Origin of the sequence: Tepidimonas thermarum, assembly GCF_007556705.1 — a bacterium.
GTDB classification, from domain to species: Bacteria; Pseudomonadota; Gammaproteobacteria; order Burkholderiales; family Burkholderiaceae_C; genus Tepidimonas; species Tepidimonas thermarum.
In genome coordinates this window covers 17,154-33,835 of record NZ_VJOL01000031.1, presented here as the reverse complement: position 1 = coordinate 33,835, position 16,682 = coordinate 17,154, and the positions used below count along the sequence as shown (strand labels likewise).

Here is a 16,682-nt window from a genome sequence, read left to right as displayed (position 1 = left end):
TGGCCGGCTGTTCGTGGACGTGTTCAAGGCCGAGGCGGAAAAGCTCAAGGCCGCGCGCCCGGGCTCCCGCGGTGCGCAATGGCTGGCACAGGGCACCATCTACCCGGACGTGATCGAATCCGGCGGCCAAAACGCCCCGGCCCAGCCCCTGCTCGCCCAACATCTGCACCAACGCGTGCGCCTTGGCGGCGCTGCGGTTGGCCACGAACAGCTGCGTGGGGCCGGCTTCCAGCAGGGGCACGAGCGCGCCGCGGGCCGCACCACCGGCGCCCAGCAGCAGCACGCGCCGGCCGGCGATGGGCTGGCCCAGGTTGGCGGTGATGTCGCGCACCAGTCCGATGCCGTCGAAGTTTTCGGCCAGGCAGTGCGGGCCGTCGAAGCGCAGGGCGTTGGCCGCACCGGCGATGCGGGCGCGCGCGCTCACCTCGGTGGCATACGCACACGCCTCGAGCTTGAAAGGCAGGGTGACGTTGACACCGCGCCCGCCGGCGGCGCGAAAGGCGTCCACCGTCGCGGCAAAGCCGTCCAGGGGGGCTTCGATGGCGGTGTAGACCAGCGCCTGGCCCGTGGCCTGGGCAAACAGGGTGTGGATCAGGGGCGATTGGCTGTGGCCGATGGGGTGGCCGATCACGGCATAGCGGTCCATGGGGGCATTGTCGCCGATCCGGGGTGGGGCGCCGGCCGCGCGCGGCGTCGACCCCCGCCGCCGTGCAACGGTGTCGTCAAAGACTTTGATGGGCGCATGGCGGTGGCGTCGCTAGCATGCACGACCAACGATTGGATGCGGAGTCGCGCAGCATGCCTGCTTTGCCTGTATTGTTTGTGTCCCATGGGTCGCCGATGATGGCCTTGGCCCCCGGTGAAGCGGGTGCCGCCCTGCAGCGGTGGGGCCAAGCGCTGGCCGCGCGGGGTGATTGGCGCGCCGTGGTCGTGATGTCGCCACACTGGATGGACCCTGTGGCGGCCGTGGGTAGCCACCCCATGCCGCCCACCTGGCACGACTTTGGCGGATTTCCGCCCGCCCTGTACCGGCTGCAATACCCGGCGCCGGGGGATCCGGCGCTGGCACGGTCCGTGGTCGAGCGGCTGCAAGCGGCTGCCATCCCCACCGCCGAGGATCCCGAGCGCCCGCGCGACCATGGCGTGTGGTCACCGCTGCGGTTTTTGTTGCCGCAGGCACGCTGGCCGGTGGTGCAGGTGGCGTTGCCCGCCGATGCCGGGCCGGCGGCGGTCTACGCCATCGGCGCCGCCTTGGCCGACTTGCGCGACCAGGGCGTGTTGCTGATGGGGTCTGGCAGCCTCACGCACAACCTGATGGCGTTCTTTGCCGGCCGGCCGACCCTCGATGCGCCCGCCGATCCCGCCGTGCAGGCCTTTTCGGCCTGGGTGTGGGACGCGCTGCAGGCGGGCGACCTGACCGCGCTGCTGGACTACCGTGCCCGGGCGCCGCAGGCCGAACAGGCCCATCCGACCGACGAACATCTGCTGCCGCTGTTTTTTGCGCTCGGGGCGGCGCGCTGGCCCCAGACCGCGGGGCAAACCGTGCAGGCCATCACGCGCGAGGTGCAGTACCGCCACCTGGCGATGGACAGCTACGCCATCGGGTGACCGGCGTCGCGCGGCCCGGCGGCGGCCGTCACGATACCCATTTGGTGGCGTCGTCTTGCTCGGGCGGGCGGTCGTCGAGCACCAGCGCGTCGCGCAGCGCCAACAGCTCCATGAGCACGTCGAAGGGAAAGCCGCGGCGGCCGCCCCGGTGGTCGTGCAGCAGCTCGTCAAAGCGCTGGCGCAGCGCATCCGGGTCGTCGCGCGCAGCCGCCAGCGCGTTGGCGATGCGCGGAAACCGCGCCACCAGCGCCTCGGGGTAGTCCACGCCCGGCAGTGCGCGCAGCCACGCGTCTGTGTCCGGGTGCAAGGGCGGTTCGTTGGGATCGGCGGCCATCGTCGGGCCATTATCGGCGTGCGCGGGCCGCGGTGCAACTGCCACGGCGAGCACCACTGTGGTCGGCGGCAGCGTCCTAGGTGGCGGCTGCGGTGCACCACAGCATCCTGTGGCAGACGTCCCGCGCGACGCTACGATCGCGGCGGCGGGCGCTGCGCCGAGGTGGCGCGGCGCATTCATCCACGGAACCTTGCGCGATGCACCTGTCGACCCTGCTGTTTGCCATCGAAGTCGGTGGCATCGTGGCGTTTGCCATGTCTGGCCTGATCGAGGCCATGCGCAAGCGCATGGATGTGGTGGGGGTGTTTTCGGTGGCGTTCGTGAGCGCCTTTGGCGGCGGGACGGTGCGCGACCTGCTGCTGGACCGGCGGCCGCTGTTTTGGATCGAGCACGAGCCCTATTTGTGGCTGGTGCTGGCCATGGCGGTGACGGCACCGCTGTGGCTGCCCATGGCGTTGCGCGAGACGGGCGCGCGGCTGATGGTGGTCGCCGATGCCTGCGGCTTGGGGCTGTTTGCCATTTCGGGCACCAGCATCGCCGCATCGGCCGGCATGTCGCCGCTGGTCAGCGCCTTGATGGGGGCGACGACGGCGATCGTGGGCGGGGTGGCGCGCGATGTGCTGTGCAACGAGGTGCCGCAGGTGTACCGGGACCATCGGCCCTATGCGCTGTGCGCGCTGGCGGGCAGCGCGGCGTATCTGGGGTTGATGGCCCTCGGGACCGGGTCGCAATGGGCCAGTTTGGCCGGCGTGCTGGTGGCCACGGGCAGCCGCCTGCTCGCCGTTGTCCTGGACTGGCAACTGCCCAGCTGGAACCCGCGCCAGCCGTGACGCCGCGGCGGTGCGTCCTTTCCGCTCGCCCCGCCCCGGTCGGGCCGCTGGCAGCCGCTGCGGTCCAGTCCCCGCCCAACCCCGTTGGGCAGGGACTGGCAGGCGCGGGTCAGGCGCTGGCCAGCTCCGCGACGGGGACGCAGCTGCAAAACAGGTTGCGGTCGCCGTAGACGTTGTCCACGCGCCCCACCGGTGGCCAATACTTGCTCCCGGCACCCCCGTGCGCGCGGTGGAAGGGCAGCGCCGCGCCCTGCTCGCGCGGATAGGGGTGCGGCCAGTGCTCGGCCAGGCAGCGCGGCGCGGTGTGCGGCGCATTCTTGAGCGGGTTGTCCTCGCGCGGCCACACACCCAGCTCCACGGCGCGGATTTCCTCACGGATGGCGATCATGGCGTCGATGAAGCGGTCCAGCTCGGCCAGCGTTTCGCTCTCGGTGGGCTCCACCATCAGGGTGTTGGGCACGGGGAAGGACAGCGTCGGGGCGTGAAAGCCATAGTCCATCAGCCGCTTGGCGATGTCCTCGGCCATGACGCCGCAGCTGTCTTTGAAACCACGGCAGTCCAGGATGCACTCGTGCGCCACATGCCCGTTGGCGCTGGCGTAGAGCGTGGGGTAGTGCTCGCGCAGCCGGGCGCTGACGTAATTGGCGGACAGGATGGCCGTCTCGGTTGCCCGGGTCAGGCCCTCGGCGCCCATCATGCGGATGTACATCCACGAAATCGGCAGCACGGCCGCGTTGCCCAGGGGGGCCGCCGACACCGCGCCGACGGGCGCATCGGGCCGGGCGCCACCGGCGTAGGCGCCCGCTGCGTGCGCGGTGGCGTGGCCTGGCAGGTAGGGCGCAAGGTCGGCCACCACGCACACCGGGCCCACGCCCGGGCCACCGCCGCCGTGCGGGATGCAAAAGGTCTTGTGCAGATTCAGGTGGCTGACGTCACCGCCAAACTCGCCCGGTGCGGCGGTGCCGACCAGGGCGTTCATGTTGGCACCGTCGATGTAGACCCGGCCACCGTGCTGGTGCACGAGCTCGCACAAGGCTTTGACGCCGGTTTCGAACACCCCGTGCGTGCTGGGGTAGGTGATCATCACGCACGACAGACGCGCGCTGTACTGCTCGCATTTGGCGCGCAGGTCGTCCAGGTCCACGTTGCCTTGCGCGTCGCACGCCACCGCCACCACCTGCAGGCCGGCCATTTGGGCGCTGGCGGGATTGGTGCCGTGCGCCGAGGTGGGGATGAGGCAGATGTCGCGGTGCCCCTCGCCACGGGCCGCGTGGTAGGCCTGAATGGCCAGCAAGCCCGCGTATTCGCCCTGCGAGCCTGCGTTGGGCTGCAGGCTGATGGCCGCGTAGCCGGTGGCCTGACACAGCCAGGCGCGCAGCTGCTCGTCGAGCAGCCGGTAGCCCTCGAGCTGGTCCGCCGGCGCGAACGGGTGCACCTGCGCAAACTCGGGCCAGGTGATGGGGATCATCTCGCTGGTGGCGTTGAGCTTCATGGTGCACGAACCCAGCGGGATCATGGTGCGGTCCAGCGCCAGGTCCTTGTCCGACAGGCTGCGGATGTAGCGCAGCATGCCGGTTTCGCTGTGGTGGGTGTTGAACACCGGGTGCGTGAGGTAGGCGCTGGTGCGGCGCAGGGCAGCGGGGATCAGCATGTCGGTGTCCGCCGCCAGCGCGTCAAACGATGGCAGCGCCTGCCCCGGCGCGGCGAACACGGCCCACAGGGCCTCGATGTCGGCCCGCGTGGTGGTCTCGTCGAGCGCGATGCCGATGTTGCCGTGCCCCATGTCGCGCAGGTTCATGCCGCGCTCGCGCGCGCGCGCCAGCAGCGACGCGGTGGCGTTGCCGGTGTGCAGGCACAGGGTGTCGAAGGCGCTGCCGTTGGCCGGCGCGTGCCCCAGCGCCGCCAGCCCGCGCGCCAGGATGGCGGTGTGTCGCGCCACCCGCTCGGCGATGCGGCGCAGCCCTTGCGGACCGTGGTAGACCGCGTACATGCTGGCCACGACCGCGGGCAGCACCTGCGCGGTGCAGATGTTGGAGGTGGCCTTCTCGCGCCGGATGTGCTGCTCGCGCGTCTGCAGCGCCAAGCGGTAGGCGGGCTGGCCGTGCACGTCCACGCTAACGCCCACCAAGCGGCCTGGCAGCGAGCGTTTGAAGGCGTCGCGGCAGGCCATGTAGCCGGCGTGCGGGCCGCCGGCGCCCATGGGCATGCCAAAGCGCTGCGCGCTGCCGACGACGATGTCGGCGCCCCACTCGCCTGGGGGGGTGAGCAGCGTCAACGCCAGCAGGTCGGTGGCGACGATGACCGCGGCACCCTTGGCGTGGGCGGCCTGCGCATCGGCGCGCAGGTCGTCGATGCGCCCGTGCGTGGTCGGGTATTGCATCAACACCGCAAAGTAGCCGTCGCCCTGCAGCGCTTGTTGCCAGGCTTGGGCCGAGTGGGTCACGACGACCTCCAACCCCAGCGGCCGGGCGCGCGTGCACACCACCTCGATCGTCTGTGGGTGGCAGTCGCCCGAGACGATGATGGCGTTGCCCGCCGCCTTGACCGAGCGGCGCGCCAGCGTCATGGCTTCCGCCGCGGCCGTGGCCTCGTCCAACATGGAGGCGTTGGCGATGTCCATGGCGGTCAGGTCCGCCACCATGGTCTGGAAGTTGACCAGCGCCTCCATGCGGCCTTGGGAAATTTCCGCCTGGTACGGCGTGTAGGCGGTGTACCAGGCCGGGTTTTCCAGGATGTTGCGCAGGATCACGCCCGGCGTGTGGGTGCCGTAGTAGCCCTGGCCGATGAAACTGCGCAGGATGCGGTTTTTCTGCGCAATGGCCTTGAGTTCGGCCAGCGCCTGCGCTTCAGACAGCGGCGCGGGCAGGTCCATGGCCTGCACGCGGGCGATGGCGCGCGGCACGATGCTCTCGATGAGGGCGCGGCGGCTGTCCTCGCCAATGGCCGCGAGCATGCGGCGCTCGTCTTGCGGGCCGATGCCGATGTGGCGGGCGATGAACTCGCCAGCGCCATCCAGCGCCGACAGGGGGGTGGGGGAGGTCATGGCGCGGCTCCGCTCACTGGGTCAGTTGGCCGTAAGCGGTCTCGTCCAACAGGCTGTCCAGCTCGGCGGGCGCGCTCAGGCGGATCTTGAAGAACCAGCCCGCGCCCAGCGGGTCGCTGTTCGCCAGCGACGGGTCGGCGCGCAGCGCCTCGTTGACTTCGACCACTTCGCCGCTGACGGGCGCGTACACGTCGGCGGCGGCTTTGACCGATTCGACGACGCCGGCCACGTCTTTTTGCGCCAGCGTCTTGCCCACGTCGGGCAGCTCCACGAACACCACGTCCCCCAGGGCATCCTGGGCGTGGTGGGTGATGCCGACGGTGGCGATGTCGCCGTCGACGCGGATCCATTCGTGGTCGGGGGTGTACTTCAGGGTCATGGCGGGCTCCTGGGCGATCGAGAGGATGAAAACGACGGATCAGCCGCGGTGGTAGCGCGGCGGGATGAACGGCAGCGCGCACACCTCCATGGGCACCGGTTTGCCGCGCACCAGCGCGTGCAGCCGCGTGCCGACGGCGGCGTGTTCACGGGCCACGTAGCCCATGGCGATGGGTTGATCGAGCGTGGGCGACAGCAGGCCGCTGGTCACGTGGCCGACGGTGGCACCCGCGCGCGTTTGCAGGGGCGCGGGCTCGCGCACCGGCACGCGCTCCAGGGCCTTGAGGCCGACGCGCAGACGCGCCACGGGCGCGGTGCCATCGAGCTGCGCGAGCACCCGCTGCGCTCCGGGGAAGCCGCCGGCGCGCGCGCCGCCCGTGCGGCGCACCTTTTGGATGGCCCAGCTCAGCGCTGCCTCCACGGGCGTGGTGCCGGTGTCGATGTCGTTGCCGTAGAGGCACAGGCCGGCTTCCAGTCGCAACGAGTTGCGCGCGCCCAGGCCGATGGGCTGCACCTCAGGCTGCGCGAGCAGCGCCTGGGCGAATGCGGTGGCGGCCGTGCCGGGCAACGAGATTTCAAAGCCGTCCTCGCCGGTGTAGCCGCTGCGCGTCACGTACAGCGGCACGCCCTGCCAGGCAAAAGCGCCTCCGGTCATGAACACCAGCGCCTCCACGCCGGGCAGCAGCCGGGCCAGCGCCGTGACGGCCTGCGGGCCTTGCAACGCGAGCAGGGCTTGCTGCGGCAACGGCTCGACCTGGCAGCGCTGACCGATGCGCGCCTGGATGTGCGCGATGTCGGCCTGTTTGCAGGCGCCATTGACGATGAGGAACAGGTCGCCGCCCTGCGCCCAGTCACGGTTGACGAACATCAGGTCATCCAGGATGCCGCCATCGTCGGCCAGCAACAGCCCGTAGCGTTGGCGGTGCGGCGCCAGGCCGATCACGTCCATCGGGATGAGGCTTTCCAGCGCCGCGGCGGCGTCGGGGCCAACCAGGCGCAGCTGGCCCATGTGCGACACATCGAACAGACCCGCCGCTTGGCGTGTGTGCTGGTGCTCACGGATCAGCCCCTGTGGGTACTGCACCGGCATGTGGTAGCCGGCAAACGGCACCATGCGCGCGCCCAGCGCCAGGTGCAGGTCGTACAGCGGGGTTTTGAGCAGGGTATCCGGGGTGGCAGCGGCGGACATGGAACGTTCCTTAGCAGGTGGTCACGACCGGCGCCCAAAGGCGCCGGGGCACACCTGCTGTCCGCTTTACCTGAGAGATTCACGCGCCAACGCCGCCCGTGCGGTGGTGGGCCCGCTTGCTCCTTCGGTGGACGGCGCCGTGGCGCGTGGCCGGCGGCGACGCCTCTCTCCAGCAGGCAAGCACCCCACGGGGTGCTGCATCAGTCCTTTTGCCTGAGCGTTCGGCGGTGGCCTGCGCCTTCGGCGGCCGCTGGGCGGGCCCCACGCGGGGTCCGGGCTGGCTCTCTCCTGATGACGCCAATTGTAGCGGCTGGCGCGCCGCGGTGCGGCGCCAACGCCGTCACATGCCGGCGTAGTTGGGGCCGCCGCCGCCCTCGGGTGTGACCCAGACGATGTTTTGCGTCGGGTCCTTGATGTCGCAGGTCTTGCAGTGCACGCAATTCTGCGCGTTGATGACCAGCTGGGGCGAGCCGTCTTTCTCGACGAATTCGTACACCCCGGCGGGGCAATAGCGGCTCTCGGGCCCGCCGTAGAGCGCGAGGTTGACCGCCACCGGCACCGACGCGTCTTTCAGGGTCAGGTGCGCGGGTTGGTTTTCCTCGTGGTTGGTGTTGGAGAGGAACACGCTGCTCAAGCGGTCGAAGGTCAACCGCCCGTCGGGCTTGGGGTAGCGGATCGGCTCGACCTGGCTGGCCGCATGCAGCCGGGCGTGGTCTGGCGCGTGGCGGTGCACCGTCCACGGCGGGCTTTGGATGCCCAGCTTGGGCAGCAGCCAGTGCTCGATGCCGGTCATCAGCGCGCCAATCGTGTTGCCTTTTTTGAACCAGGTCTTGAAGTTGCGCGCGCGGTGCAGCTCCTGGTAGAGCCAGCTCTGCTCGAACGCGGCGGGGTAGGCGGTGAGCTCGTCGTGGGCACGGCCGGCCTGCAGCGCCTCGAAGGCCGCTTCGGCGCACAGCATGCCGGTTTTGATGGCCGCGTGGCTGCCCTTGATGCGCGCGGCATTGAGGTAGCCAGCATCACAGCCGACCAGCGCGCCACCCGGGAACACGGTCTTGGGCAGGCTCAGCAGCCCCCCGGCCGTGATGGCGCGCGCGCCGTAGCCAATGCGCTTGCCGCCTTCGATGTGGGCGCGGATGCTGGGGTGGGTTTTCCAGCGCTGCATTTCCTCGAACGGGCTGATCCACGGGTTCTGGTAGTCCAGGCCGACGACAAAGCCCAGCGTGACCTTGTTGCCTTCCATGTGGTAGAGGAAGCCGCCGCCGTAGGTGTGCTCATCCAGTGGCCAGCCGGCCGTGTGTACCACCAGGCCGGGCTTGGCTTTTTCGGGCGGGATTTCCCACAGCTCCTTGATGCCGATGCCATAGGTCTGCGGGTCTTTGCCCTCGTCGAGCCGAAAGCGCGCGATCAGCTCTTTGCCCAGGTGGCCGCGCGCACCCTCGGCGAACACGGTGTACTTGGCGCGCAGCTCCATGCCGAGCTGGAAGGCCTCGGTGGGTTCGCCGTCCTTGCCCAGGCCCATGTGGCCGGTGGCCACGCCGACCACGCGCCCCTGATCGTCGTAGAGCACCTCGGCGGCGGTGAAGCCGGGGAAGATCTCGACCCCGAGGGCTTCGGCCTGCTCGCCCAGCCACTTGGTCACGGCGCCCAGGCTGATGACGTAGTTGCCCTCGTTGTGGAAGCACTCCGGGATCAGCCAGTCGGGGGTGCGCATGGCACTGTCGGCTTGCAAAAACAGCACTTCGTCGCCGCTGACCGGCTGGTGGAGCGGCGCGCCGCGCGCCTTCCAGTCGGGGAAGAGTTCGGTGATGGCGCGCGGGTCCATGACCGCGCCGGAGAGGATGTGCGCGCCGGGCTCGGAGCCTTTTTCCAGCACGCAGACGCTGACCTCGGCGCCGCGCTCGGCCGCGAGCTGCTTGAGGCGAATCGCCGTGGCCAGGCCCGCCGGGCCTGCGCCGACGACCACGACGTCGTACTCCATGGCCTCGCGCGGGCCGAATTGCTCGATCAGGTGGGCCGGGGTCTTCATGGTGGTGGTGTCTTCCTCGGGGTGACCGCGGGCCGCCTGCGGGGTGGGCGGCCCTGTTGTCGGATGCGCGACGCATTGTAGTGGCGGCTGCCGTACCATCGCTGTCAAGTCACCGACAGGATGCTACGGGATGCGCCTCGAATTGCCAGCCGACAAGCGCCTTGTGCACACCATGACGATCCCGATCCGCTGGGGCGACATGGATGCCATGGGGCACGTCAACAACACGATCTACTTTCGCTACATGGAAACGGCCCGCCTGCAATGGATGGGCGAGTGGGGCATGCCCGCCAATCCCCAGGGCCAGGGGCCGGTGATCGTCAACGCGTTTTGCAACTTTTTGCGCCAGCTCGAATACCCGGGCGAGGTGATCGTGCGCAGCTACGTGGGGGCGCTGGGGCAGCGCTCCTTCGACATGTTTCATGAGATGCTGCGCACCGATGGCGGTGACACCGTCTACGCCAACGGCGGCGCCACTGTGGTGTGGGTGGACTTCCCGGCGCAGCGCTCGCTGCCACTGCCGCAGGCGCTGCGCGAGCGGCTCACCAGCGGCGGATGACGCTGCGGCTGGCGCAGGCGCCCGGCCCACCGCTCGGGGCCGCCGGGGCTGCCCGGGCGCTGTGCGGCGCTTACTTGACCTTGGGCAGCCGGCCCAACAAGTAGAACTCGGGGTTGGGCGTCATGCCACTAAACGACGCCATGCGGTTGGACAACCCAAAAAACGCTGTGATGGCGGCGATGTCCCAGATGTCCTCGTCGTCCAGCCCGTGGGCGTGCAGGGCGGCAAAGTCGGCGTCGTCCACCTCGTGCGAGCGCTGGCAGACCTTCATCGCAAAGTCCAGGATGGCGCGCTGGCGCGGGCTGATGTCGGCCTTGCGGTAGTTGACGGCCACCTGATCGGCCACCAGCGGCTTTTTTTCGTAAATGCGCAGGATGGCGCCGTGTGCGACCACGCAGTACAGGCACTGGTTGGCGGCGCTGGTGGCCACGACGATCATCTCGCGCTCGCCCTTGGTCAGGTTCGAGGCGCGGCCCACGGTCTCGGGCATCATCAGCGCGTCGTGGTAGGCAAAAAACGCGCGCCACTCGGCCGGACGGCGCGCGAACATCAAAAACACATTGGGCACGAAGCCGGCCTTGGCTTGCACGTCCAGAATGCGCTGGCGTATGTCTTCGGGCAGATCGGCCAGCTCGGGCAGGGGGTAGCGGGTGGACACGGGGGGTCTCCTTGCGTCATGGGGGATTCAGTCGTCCAGGGATGCGCTCCAGCGCGCATTCCAGTCGGGGCGGCTGCCGCGCTCGTGCCAGCGTTGCAGCTCGCGCCGGTCGCGCTTGGTCGGGCGGCCCTGGGTGTAGCCCGCCGCGGGCTCCGGTGCCAGGCGCCGCTGCTCGGCGTGGCGCTGGCGCGCCGCGATCGATTCGGGGGTTTCTTCGTACAACAGCGCCGCCCGAGGTGCCGGACCACGCACCCGGCTGAGCGCGCGCACGAGCACCGTGCGGGGTGGCCCACCGTCGAGGCGCAGTTCGATCACATCGCCCACACGCGGCTCGCGGCTGGCCTTGGCGACGGCGCCGTTGACGGTGACGCGTCCGCGCGCGATCAGCTCGGCAGCCAGGGCGCGCGTTTTGACGAAGCGCGCCGCCCACAGCCATTTGTCGAGCCGCAGGCGATCGGGTTCGGGGTCCATGTTGGCGGGGACACGTGCGCGCATGGTGTCTATGGTAACGACCTGGGGGTGGTTATGCCGTCGCCGCGTGCAGTGCCCTTGACGTGTGAAGCAGACCAGGCGTTACCATGTCAACGTCATGGTTGCGCCCACCCGATCCATGGATCTGCCGAGCGATGCCCGCAGCATTTTGGAGCTGGCAGCGCGCTCGATGTTTGAGCTGTTTGCCAACGCCAGCCAGGGCATGATGCTTGTCGATCGGCAGGCGCGTGTGGTCTGGATCAACGATCAATACCGGCGCTTTCTGCCAGCGCTGGGGTTTGAGCGTGAGTCGGATTTCGTTGGTCAGCCCGTGTCGGCGGTTGTGCCCAACACACAGATGCACCGTGTGCTCGAAACCGGCCAGCCCATTTTGGTGGATGTGCTGAGCAATCGTGCGGGCACCTTCGTCGTCAGCCGCATCCCGCTGCGCGATGCGGATGGGGTGGTCATCGGGGCGCTGGGCATCGTGTTGTTCGATCACCCGGAGACGACGCTGCAGCCCCTGATCGCCAAGTTTGCCCGCCTGCAGCAGGATTTGGATGAGGCCCGCCGCGAATTGGCGCGGCAGCGGCGCAGCAAGTACACCTTTGCGAGCTTTGTGGGCCGCAGCCCTGCGGCACTCGAGGTCAAACGCCAGGCGCGGCGGGCGGCACAGACCTCCTCGCCCGTCTTGCTGCTTGGCGAAACCGGCACGGGCAAAGAACTGCTCGCCCACGCCATCCACGCGGCCTCTGCCCGGTCTGGGCGGGCCTTTGTCGGGGTCAACATTGCCGCTGTTCCGGAGACGCTGCTCGAAGCCGAGTTTTTCGGCGTCGCGCCCGGGGCATATACCGGTGCCGACCGCAAAGGGCGTGATGGCAAATTCAAGCTTGCCGATGGTGGGACCCTCTTCTTGGACGAGGTTGGCGATACACCACTGTCGGTGCAAGCCAAGCTGCTGCGGGTGCTGCAGGAGGGGGAAATTGAACCGTTGGGCTCCAACCGTGTGGTGCCCATCGATGTGCGCGTGATTGCCGCGACGTCGCGCGATCTGGCGCAACTGGTGGCCCAAGGGCGTTTTCGTGAAGACTTGTATTACCGGCTCAACGTGCTGCCCATTCGCGTTCCGCCCCTGCGCGAACGCCGCGCCGATATCCCCTTGTTGGTGGACATGCTCTGCGAAGACATCGCGCTGCGCAGTGGCACCGAGCCGCTCGAGCTCACACCGGCCGCGCTGGCCTTTTTGACGCAGCAGCCCTGGCGGGGCAATGTGCGCGAACTGCGCAATGCGCTGGAACAAATCGCTCTGCGCTGTGACGATCCGCGCGTGGACGCACCGCAGGTGGCGTCCGTGCTGGCGGCCGCGGGCGCCCCGTTGCAGGAGAGGGCGTCGCTTGCGGATGGGCATGACACCGGGTACGACATGGCGGCACCAGCCGTGTCGCAGACGGACGCCAAGTCGGCAGCGCCGCAAGACGACGTGTTCGAGCCGCTGCCCCAACGCATCGCGCGGGTCGAGCGCGAGGCCATCGAGGCGGCGCTGCAACGTTGTGGCGGAAACCGTGTGGCCGCCGCGCGGTTGTTGGGCATTTCCCGGGCAACGTTGTATGCCAAGTTGTCCGCGTGGCGTGACTGAAAATTGGACAGTGTCTAGCGAATAGACAGTCCTTGGCCGCCCACTGTCTGACATTAGGACACAAGCCGGTCCAAGTGGCGTGTTGTTGCCCCGTTATGGGGGAGACCACGCTTGGCACGGAATGTGCAAATGATGTTCAGCCGACGCGCGGGCGTCGCACCATCCCCTCACACAGGGCAACAGAGGAGACAGAACATGATTCCGATGATTCGCCATCTGGCGATATGCGCTTTGGCATGTGGCGCCGCTTTGGCCCAGGCACAGTCCGACAAAGAAATCCGCATCGCGCACGTTTACAGCAAGACGGGGCCACTGGAGGCCTACGGCAAGCAGACCCAGACCGGCCTCATGATGGGGTTGGACTATGCCACCGGCGGCACCATGACCGTGGCGGGCAAAAAGATCGTCGTCATTGAGAAAGACGACCAGGGCAAGCCCGATGTAGGCAAAAGTTTGTTGGCAGCCGCCTACGCGGACGATAAAGCCGACATAGCGGTTGGGCCGACTTCGTCGGGTGTGGCGCTTGCCATGCTGCCGGTGGCCGAGGAGAACAAGAAGATCCTATTGGTGGAGCCCGCAGTCGCCGACTCCATCACCGGCGAGAAATGGAACAAATACATTTTCCGCACGGGCCGCAACAGTTCGCAGGATGCGATCGCCAACGCCGTGGCCCTCGACAAAGAAGGCACCGTGATCGCGACGCTGGCGCAAGACTACGCCTTTGGGCGCGACGGTGTGGCGGCGTTCAAACAGGCGCTCAAGAAGGCGAAGATCGTTCACGAGGAGTACCTGCCGACCAACACCACCGACTTTACGGCTGGCGCGCAGCGATTGATCGACGCGCTCAAGGACAAGCCGGGTCGCAAAATCATCTTCATCATTTGGGCTGGTGCCGGCAATCCGTTCAAGATCGCCGATCTCGACCTGAAGCGGCACGGTATCGAAATCGCAACAGGTGGCAATATCTTGCCGGCGATGGCCGCCTACAAAAATTTTCCGGGTATGGAGGGCGCGACGTACTACTACTTTGGCATTCCCAAAAATCCGGTGAATGAGTGGCTGGTGGCCAATCACTACAAGCAGTTCAAGTCGCCGCCGGATTTTTTCACGGCGGGCGGCATGAGTGCGGCGATTGCCATCGTCGAGGCGCTCAAAAAGACCCAGGGCGATACCAATACCAACAAACTGATCAAGGCAATGGAGGGCATGCGGTTTCAGACCCCCAAGGGTGAGATGGTGTTTCGCCCGGAGGACCATCAGGCCATGCAGTCGATGTACCACTTCCGCATCAAAGTGGATCCTGCGTTCCCGTGGGGGGTGCCCGAGCTGGTGCGCGAAATCAAGCCGGAAGAAATGCAAGTCCCCATCCGCAACAAACGCTGAGTGCGGGGGTGTCCATGTTGCAGACGGAGGGGCTGACGGTTCGCTTTGGTGGGCACGTCGCAGTCGATCGGGTGAGTTGCACCTTTGCGCCGGGGACGCTGACCGCCATTGTCGGCCCCAACGGGGCTGGCAAGACGACGTATTTCAACCTGATTTCCGGACAAATCCGCGCCACCTCCGGGCGCGTGCGACTCAACGGTCAAGATTTGACCCCTTGGGGGGCGGCACAACGCACGCGCGCTGGGTTGGGCCGGGCCTTTCAGCTCACCAATCTGTTTCCGCGTCTAACCGTGCTCGAGAACGTTCGTTTGGCGGTGCAAGCGCGTGCCGGTGAAGGGTTGAATCTCTGGCATCTCTGGAGCGATCGCCGCGACCTGCTGGTGCGTGCGCGCGAAATCCTGGCGGCGGTGGCGCTGGCAGACAAGCAACACGTTGCGGCTGCCGCACTCCCACATGGCGACCAACGCAAACTGGAGGTGGCCATCCTCATGGCGCTGGAGCCGCAGGTGTTCATGTTCGATGAACCCACGGCGGGTATGAGCGTGGACGATGTGCCGGTGATTCTGAACCTGATTCGGGCGCTGAAGGCGGACAAAACGAAAACCATCCTGCTGGTGGAGCACAAGATGGATGTCGTGCGGGAGCTGGCCGACCGCATCGTCGTGCTGCACAACGGACAGCTCGTGGCCGATGGGGAGCCCGACACGGTGATCGCGTCGCCTGTGGTGCAGCGGGCCTACCTGGGCCAGGACGTGGAGGTGGAGCCATGAGCGAATCGGCCCCCGTCCTGGCGCTGGAAGGCGTGCACACGCACATTGGCCAATACCACATCCTGCACGGTGTGGACCTGACCGTGCCACGCGGGCAGGTCACCATGTTGTTGGGCCGCAACGGGGCCGGCAAGACAACGACGTTGCGCACCATCATGGGACTGTGGCCGGCGCGCGATGGCCGCATCACGTTCGCGGGGCAACCGATCGGTGGCGCGGGTATCACCCTGTCCACACCCGACATCGCGCGGCGCGGTATCGCCTACGTGCCGGAGAACATGGGCATTTTCGGCGACCTTTCGGTTAAGGAAAACCTGCTGCTGGCGGCGCGGGCGGCGCGCACGGCAGACGACATCGACACCGCGCGGCTGGAATGGATTTTTTCGCTTTTTCCCGCGCTGCGTAAATTTTGGCTTTACCCCGCCGGCAAGCTCTCGGGCGGGCAAAAGCAGATGCTGTCGGTGGCGCGCGCCATCGTCGAGCCGCGCGAGCTGCTGCTGATCGATGAGCCCAGCAAGGGGCTGGCACCGGCGATCGTGCAAAACCTGATCGGTGCGCTGCGCGAGCTCAAGCGTACCCAGACGACGGTCTTGCTGGTCGAGCAGAACTTCGCCATGGCCAAGGCGCTGGGCGATACCGTGGCGGTGATGGACGACGGGCGTGTCGTGCACCGTGGAGCCATGGCCGAACTGGTCGAGGATGTGGCGCTGCAGCATCGTCTCTTGGGCCTGTCGCTGGCGGCCCATGGCTAAAGGAGATCACTGACGTGAACCCCATTGCCTCCCCCCTGCCGGCGACCGAGGCCGCTGCCGTGCCCAAGGCTCGGCTGGACTGGATGCCGCCGCTGCTGCTGGGTGCTTTGATGCTCGTGGCGCTGCCGTTGGTGGGTTCGCTGCCCACCTGGCTGACATTAACCGTCGCCGGTCTGGCCATGGGCATGATCATTTTCATCATTGCTTCCGGGCTGACGCTCGTCTTCGGGTTGATGGACGTGCTCAACTTTGGCCACGGGGTGTTTATCGCCTTGGGCGCGTTTGTTGCCGCCACCGTGCTGGCAGGCATGGCGGACTGGACGGGCAGTGCGTCGCTGACGGCGAACTTGGCGGCTGTCGTCGTCGCCATGGTGGTGGCGATGGCGATCACCGGGGCCGTGGGCTATGTCTTCGAGCGCGTGGTGGTGCGGCCAGTGTACGGTCAGCACCTCAAGCAGATTCTGATCACCATGGGCGGCATGATCATCGGGGAGGAGCTGATCAAGGTGCTCTGGGGCGCGGAGCAAAGACCGCTGCCATTGCCCGAGGCCCTGCGCGGCGCGCTGCTGCTGGGGGACGCCGCGGTGGAGAAATATCGCTTGCTGGCGGTGGTGATTGGCGCGGCGGTGTTGATCGCCATGCTCTACCTGCTCAACCGCACCAAGATCGGTTTGCTCATCCGCGCTGGCGTGCAGGACCTCGAGATGGTGGAGAGTCTTGGCTACCGCGTGCGGCGCCTGTTCGTTGGTGTGTTCGTGGCCGGCTCGGCATTGGCTGGCCTGGGTGGCGTGATGTGGGGCTTGTATCAGCAGATGGTCACGCCGCAAATGGGCGCGCAGATCAATGTGCTGCTGTTCATCGTCATCATCATCGGCGGCTTGGGGTCCACGTTTGGGTGCCTGGTGGGCGCGCTGCTGGTCGGGCTGATGGCCAACTACACCGGCTTCCTGGCCCCGAAAGTGGCGCTGTTTTCGAACATCGGCTTGATGGTCGCCATCCTGCTGTGGCGGCCCAATGGGCTGTACCCCGTGACGGCGCGCTAAAG

General features: G+C 67.6%; 16 protein-coding genes and 2 riboswitches. Of the genes, 8 read left to right on the top strand and 8 right to left on the bottom strand.

Annotation, left to right across the window (positions count from 1 at the left end):
• Positions 1-646 (bottom strand): shikimate dehydrogenase (aroE, locus tag Tther_RS08590; protein WP_221934012.1); only part of this gene is annotated, 646 nt, incomplete at its 3' end.
• 152 nt (positions 647-798) lie between these two features.
• On the opposite strand from aroE, the gene Tther_RS08585 reads away from it, so the two are divergent.
• On the top strand, positions 799-1,608 hold the full coding sequence (locus tag Tther_RS08585) for a dioxygenase family protein (protein WP_143902901.1): 810 nt from the start codon (positions 799-801) through the stop codon (positions 1,606-1,608).
• 28 nt (positions 1,609-1,636) lie between these two features.
• Here the strand turns inward: Tther_RS08585 and Tther_RS08580 are convergent, their stop codons facing one another.
• The gene (locus tag Tther_RS08580; protein WP_143902899.1) at positions 1,637-1,942 is read right to left on the bottom strand and encodes a hypothetical protein; all 306 of its coding nucleotides are present in this window, start codon (positions 1,940-1,942) and stop codon (positions 1,637-1,639) included.
• A 197-nt stretch (positions 1,943-2,139) separates the two neighbouring features.
• Between Tther_RS08580 and Tther_RS08575 the strand changes: the two genes are divergently transcribed.
• Positions 2,140-2,772 carry a trimeric intracellular cation channel family protein gene (locus tag Tther_RS08575; protein WP_143902896.1) on the top strand — a complete coding sequence of 211 codons (633 nt, stop codon included), beginning with the start codon at positions 2,140-2,142 and terminating at the stop codon, positions 2,770-2,772.
• Between the two features lie 109 nt (positions 2,773-2,881).
• On the opposite strand, the gene gcvP is transcribed toward Tther_RS08575, so the two are convergent.
• The 4 genes from gcvP to Tther_RS08555 all read right to left on the bottom strand — a co-directional run bounded on the left by gcvP (position 2,882) and on the right by Tther_RS08555 (position 9,408).
• Positions 2,882-5,815, bottom strand: a complete 2,934-nt coding sequence (gcvP, locus tag Tther_RS08570; RefSeq protein ID WP_143902894.1) for an aminomethyl-transferring glycine dehydrogenase — start codon at positions 5,813-5,815, stop codon at positions 2,882-2,884.
• 13 nt (positions 5,816-5,828) lie between these two features.
• A complete protein-coding gene (gene gcvH, locus Tther_RS08565) occupies positions 5,829-6,194 on the bottom strand; it encodes a glycine cleavage system protein GcvH (protein WP_143902892.1) in 366 nt (121 codons plus the stop codon).
• Positions 6,195-6,233: 39 nt separating this feature from the next.
• Complete coding sequence (gcvT, locus tag Tther_RS08560) at positions 6,234-7,382, bottom strand: glycine cleavage system aminomethyltransferase GcvT (RefSeq protein WP_143902890.1); 1,149 nt, start codon at positions 7,380-7,382, stop codon at positions 6,234-6,236.
• Positions 7,383-7,429: 47 nt separating this feature from the next.
• Positions 7,430-7,565: riboswitch (glycine riboswitch) on the bottom strand.
• An 8-nt stretch (positions 7,566-7,573) separates the two neighbouring features.
• Positions 7,574-7,683: riboswitch (glycine riboswitch) on the bottom strand.
• Positions 7,684-7,722: 39 nt separating this feature from the next.
• On the bottom strand, positions 7,723-9,408 hold the full coding sequence (locus Tther_RS08555; protein WP_143902888.1) for an electron transfer flavoprotein-ubiquinone oxidoreductase: 1,686 nt from the start codon (positions 9,406-9,408) through the stop codon (positions 7,723-7,725).
• A 130-nt stretch (positions 9,409-9,538) separates the two neighbouring features.
• On the opposite strand from Tther_RS08555, the gene Tther_RS08550 reads away from it, so the two are divergent.
• Positions 9,539-9,967: an acyl-CoA thioesterase gene (locus Tther_RS08550; protein WP_143902886.1), complete on the top strand. Its 429-nt coding sequence runs from the start codon at positions 9,539-9,541 to the stop codon at positions 9,965-9,967.
• Between the two features lie 70 nt (positions 9,968-10,037).
• Here Tther_RS08550 and Tther_RS08545 read toward each other — a convergent pair whose 3' ends face one another.
• Both Tther_RS08545 and Tther_RS08540 read right to left on the bottom strand, forming a co-directional pair.
• Entirely contained in the window at positions 10,038-10,625 is a 588-nt protein-coding gene (locus Tther_RS08545; protein ID WP_143902884.1) for a peroxidase-related enzyme, read from the bottom strand.
• A 27-nt stretch (positions 10,626-10,652) separates the two neighbouring features.
• The gene (locus tag Tther_RS08540; RefSeq protein ID WP_425472816.1) at positions 10,653-11,120 is read right to left on the bottom strand and encodes an RNA-binding S4 domain-containing protein; all 468 of its coding nucleotides are present in this window, start codon (positions 11,118-11,120) and stop codon (positions 10,653-10,655) included.
• Between the two features lie 115 nt (positions 11,121-11,235).
• Here Tther_RS08540 and Tther_RS08535 point away from each other — a divergent pair, with 115 nt between their 5' ends.
• The 5 genes from Tther_RS08535 to Tther_RS08515 all read left to right on the top strand — a co-directional run bounded on the left by Tther_RS08535 (position 11,236) and on the right by Tther_RS08515 (position 16,680).
• On the top strand, positions 11,236-12,732 hold the full coding sequence (locus tag Tther_RS08535; protein WP_221934011.1) for a sigma-54 interaction domain-containing protein: 1,497 nt from the start codon (positions 11,236-11,238) through the stop codon (positions 12,730-12,732).
• A gap of 195 nt (positions 12,733-12,927) precedes the next feature.
• Positions 12,928-14,115 (top strand): substrate-binding domain-containing protein, encoded by a 1,188-nt coding sequence (locus Tther_RS08530; protein WP_425472815.1) that lies wholly within the window; start codon positions 12,928-12,930, stop codon positions 14,113-14,115.
• 14 nt (positions 14,116-14,129) lie between these two features.
• Positions 14,130-14,885, top strand: coding sequence for an ABC transporter ATP-binding protein (locus Tther_RS08525; RefSeq protein WP_143902880.1), 756 nt, complete (start codon positions 14,130-14,132; stop codon positions 14,883-14,885).
• Positions 14,882-15,637 carry an ABC transporter ATP-binding protein gene (locus Tther_RS08520; protein WP_143902878.1) on the top strand — a complete coding sequence of 252 codons (756 nt, stop codon included), beginning with the start codon at positions 14,882-14,884 and terminating at the stop codon, positions 15,635-15,637. Before Tther_RS08525 ends, Tther_RS08520 begins: the two co-directional genes overlap by 4 nt.
• Before the next feature lie 83 nt (positions 15,638-15,720).
• Positions 15,721-16,680, top strand: coding sequence for a branched-chain amino acid ABC transporter permease (locus Tther_RS08515; protein ID WP_143902906.1), 960 nt, complete (start codon positions 15,721-15,723; stop codon positions 16,678-16,680).
• The last annotated feature ends 2 nt before the right edge of the window (positions 16,681-16,682 follow it).